The sequence below is a fragment of the Propioniciclava sp. genome (genome assembly GCF_029977985.1).
Lineage (GTDB): Bacteria > Actinomycetota > Actinomycetes > Propionibacteriales > Propionibacteriaceae > Propioniciclava.
The window spans coordinates 1-3,476 of record NZ_JARKOT010000042.1 but is presented as its reverse complement, the minus strand read 5'-3'; the positions used below and the strand labels follow the sequence as shown (position 1 = coordinate 3,476).

The following is a 3,476-nucleotide window of genomic DNA, read 5'->3' as shown; positions in this document are numbered from 1 at the left end:
CGGTGGCGTCCTGGCGGCGCCCGATGCCCCATCGCGGATCCCTCACCGCAGGGTGCGAGCGAGCCCTCCTGCGGCAGCAGCCGGATCAGCCCAGCCACGGCTGTGGGTCGACCTGACGGCCGTCGGCCTTGACGCTGAAGTGCAGATGACAGCCCGTCGACCAGCCGGTGCTGCCGACCGTCCCCACCTGTTCGCCGCGGCGCACCCGGTCGCCCGCCCGGACGCGGTACCCCTGCGCGTGCAGGTAGACCGTCTGCAGGTCGACGCCGTTCACGATCCCGTGCGACACGACCAGGCGCCACCCGCCCGACGCGTCGTAGCCCATGTGGGTCACCACGCCGTCGGCGGCGGCACGGATGGGGGACCCGCACCCCGTCGACAGGTCGATGCCGTTGTGCATCCGCCACTCGTGGAAGATGGGGTGGAACCGCATGCCGAAGACCGACGTCACCGCCCCGGCCGACGGCCTCGACAACGCCCCCGATCCCGCCACCACGACCGTGGCAGTGTCGCCGGATGATTGGGCTGCGCGCTCCCGTTCGGCCGCGCGCTCCCGGACACCGGCAGCCGCATCGTCCGGCAACAGCCGCACCTCGCTGCCGGTCACGAAGGCGAGCGGGTCCAGATAGTCCTCGCCACGTTTGAGTCCCCAATGGAGGCAGGCCGGCGCGGAGCACGCGTGCCCCGCCACGAGCACCCCGACCGGGTCGCCGGCGGACACCCGCGTGCCGACGGGCACGCTCGCCTCCACGGGCTCGAGGGTCGAGCGCAGCTCGCCATGGCTGACCACGACCACCGGACGCCCCGCCACGACTCCCGCGAATATCACGACCCCGCCAGCGGGGGCGACGACCGTGTCCCCGGGTGAGCCGGAAAGGTCCACACCGCGGTGGCCCGCCCCCCACGCCACGTCGGGTGGGTCGAAGCCGGTCACCACCGTTCCGGCCAGCGGGAGTTGCCCGGTGCCCTCGGCGGTGGCGGGGGTGGCACCGGTGAACAGGATCAGCCCGACGAGGGCGATGCTCACGATGATCTTCACGACCGCACATTAGGCACCGTCCGTCACGCCTTGTCAGCGCGATTCGCACGTCGTGGGTGCGCTGCCCGGCCCCTGGATGGCACGCGACTCTTCGGTGATTCTTCGCGTCCCATCAGCCATGCTCCAGCACTTTGCCGGACCATGGGTGCATGGCGTCCACGCGCGGGCTCCTCGGCGTCCTCGTGGCCGGCGCGGCACTGCTCGCCGGCTGCGCCCTCACCCCGCCCATCGCCACCCCCGGCGCCCCCCTGCCGGAGCCTCCGCCCGTGTCCGTCACCACGACCCCCGCAACCACCGCTTCTGCCAGCGCAGTTCCGCCAAGCACAGTTCCGGCACCGCCCACGCCCACCGCCACCCGGACGCCGACGGCGTCCGGCCCCACCTCCACCCGCCCGGCCAGGCCCACGCAGCCCGCCACGACAGCCCCGGTGGAGACCGCCGCGTGCACGATCCCGACCGGGCTGCTCGGCCGGGATCTGACCACCATGCCCGGCAGCGGCAAGGTGATCGCGCTCACGTTCGACGCCGGCGGCGACGACACGGGCACGGCGGCGATCCTGTCCGTCCTGGCCGACAAGGACGCCCCCGCCACGTTCTTCCTCACCGGCCGCTATGCGCGGAGCTTCCCGGCCTCCGCCCGCGCCATCGCCCGTGACCATCCCATCGGCAACCACACGTCCACCCACCCCGACCTGACCACCCTCGACGACGCCGCTGTCCGCGCCGAACTGGCCGCGGGCGCTGCCGACATCAAGGACACGACCGGCCAGGACCCCCACCCGTACTTCCGGTTCCCCTTCGGTGCGGTCGACGCACATCGCATCGCCGTCGTCAACGGCGCCTGCTACGTCCCGTTCCGGTGGACCACGGACACGCTCGGGTGGAAGGGCACTTCCGGCGGCCAGTCGGTGACGACGGTCACCGACCGCGTCCTGGGTGGAGCCACGCCGGGAGGAATCGTCCTCATGCACGTCGGCGCGAACCCGAACGACGGCTCGACCCTGGACGCCGACGCTCTCCCCGGCGTGATCGACGGCCTGCGCGGTCGCGGCTACACCCTGGTGACGCTGGAACGCGCCCTGCCAGCCACCCCGTGAAGCCGATCGAGCTCTTTTGCTGCTCAATCGGCGCCCCGTTATGCTGTTCCCAGCGACTCGGCAGATCCGGGTCGACTTCGCATGCGGTCTTCCTGAACTTGAGGTTCGGGTCGCTCCTCGGGTGCCCACGGGCTGGGGAGTGACGAGCGCATCAGGAGGGCCGAACGGTTCGGTCCGAGACAACCCGGGCGGGCCGCCTCGTGCGCCCGCGAGAAAGGAACGGCCATGGCCGTCGTCACCACCCGCCAGCTGCTCCAGAGCGGCGTCCACTTCGGTCACCAGACCCGTCGGTGGAACCCCAAGATGAAGCGCTTCATCTTCGGCGAGCGCAACGGCATCTACATCATCGACCTCCAGCAGTCGCTGACCTATATCGACAAGGCGTACAGCTTCGTCCGTGAGACGGTCGCGCGCGGGGGGCAGATCCTCTTCGTCGGCACGAAGAAGCAGGCACAGGAGGCCATCTCCGAGCAGGCGACCCGCGTCGGCATGCCGTACGTGAATCAGCGTTGGCTGGGCGGCATGCTCACCAACTACGCCACGATCTCCAAGCGCACCCAGAAGATGAAGGAGCTCCAGGCGATCGACTTCACCGACGTGGCGGCGTCCGGGCTCACCAAGAAGGAACTCCTACAGCAGGAGCGCAAGAAGGAGAAGCTGGAGAAGTCGCTCGGCGGTATCCGTGACATGCATAAGCTGCCGCAGGCCGTCTGGGTCGTCGACACCAAGAAGGAGCACCTCGCGATCGACGAGGCGCGCAAGCTCCGCATCCCGATCGTCGGCATCCTCGACACCAACTGCGATCCCGACGAGGTCGACTACGCCATTCCGGGCAACGACGACGCGATCCGCTCCGTCGCGCTGCTGACCCGCATCATCGCTGACGCCGTCGCCGAGGGCTTGCTGGCCCGCAGCTCCGCCGGCGCCGGCACGGGGACCACCGAGGCCGAGCCGATGGCGGAGTGGGAGCGCGAGCTCCTCGGTGCCGCCGAGGTGGCTCCGACCACGTCCGAGGCCGAGGCCGCCGAGGCCTCGCGCGACGACCAGGCGGACGCCCCGGCTCCGGCCGTGCCGGTGTCGGCCACGTCGCCGGCGTCCCCGGAGTCCCCCGAGTCGGCGGACTCGCCCGATTCGCCGGCCTCCGCCGACGAGGTCGAGACCGAGTCCAAGTAATCCAGCCACCACGAAAGGGTGCACAACAGTCATGGCAATCACTGCTGCTGACGTCAAGAAGCTCCGCGACGCCACGGGCGCCGGGATGATGGACGCCAAGAAGGCCCTCACCGAGGCGGACGGCGACTTCGAGGCCGCCACCGAGATCCTGCGCGTGAAGGGAGCCG

At 70.8% G+C, this 3,476-nt stretch carries 3 protein-coding genes and 1 pseudogene; 3 read left to right on the top strand and 1 reads right to left on the bottom strand.

The genetic code is table 11. The features are described 5' to 3' along the window. Window positions 1-85: 85 nt before the first annotated feature. Window positions 86-1,039: a peptidoglycan DD-metalloendopeptidase family protein gene (locus Q1K57_RS02740; RefSeq protein WP_300078752.1), complete on the bottom strand. Its 954-nt coding sequence runs from the start codon at window positions 1,037-1,039 to the stop codon at window positions 86-88. Window positions 1,040-1,188: 149 nt separating this feature from the next. On the opposite strand from Q1K57_RS02740, the gene Q1K57_RS02735 reads away from it, so the two are divergent. The 3 genes and pseudogenes from Q1K57_RS02735 to Q1K57_RS02725 form a co-directional block, all read left to right on the top strand. Continuing rightward, on the top strand, window positions 1,189-2,136 hold the full coding sequence (locus Q1K57_RS02735) for a polysaccharide deacetylase family protein (protein WP_300078749.1): 948 nt from the start codon (window positions 1,189-1,191) through the stop codon (window positions 2,134-2,136). Between the two features lie 225 nt (window positions 2,137-2,361). Continuing rightward, window positions 2,362-3,309, top strand: coding sequence for a 30S ribosomal protein S2 (gene rpsB, locus Q1K57_RS02730; protein ID WP_300078747.1), 948 nt, complete (start codon window positions 2,362-2,364; stop codon window positions 3,307-3,309). A gap of 31 nt (window positions 3,310-3,340) precedes the next feature. Continuing rightward, window positions 3,341-3,476, top strand: a pseudogene (locus Q1K57_RS02725) (elongation factor Ts); the annotation flags it as partial.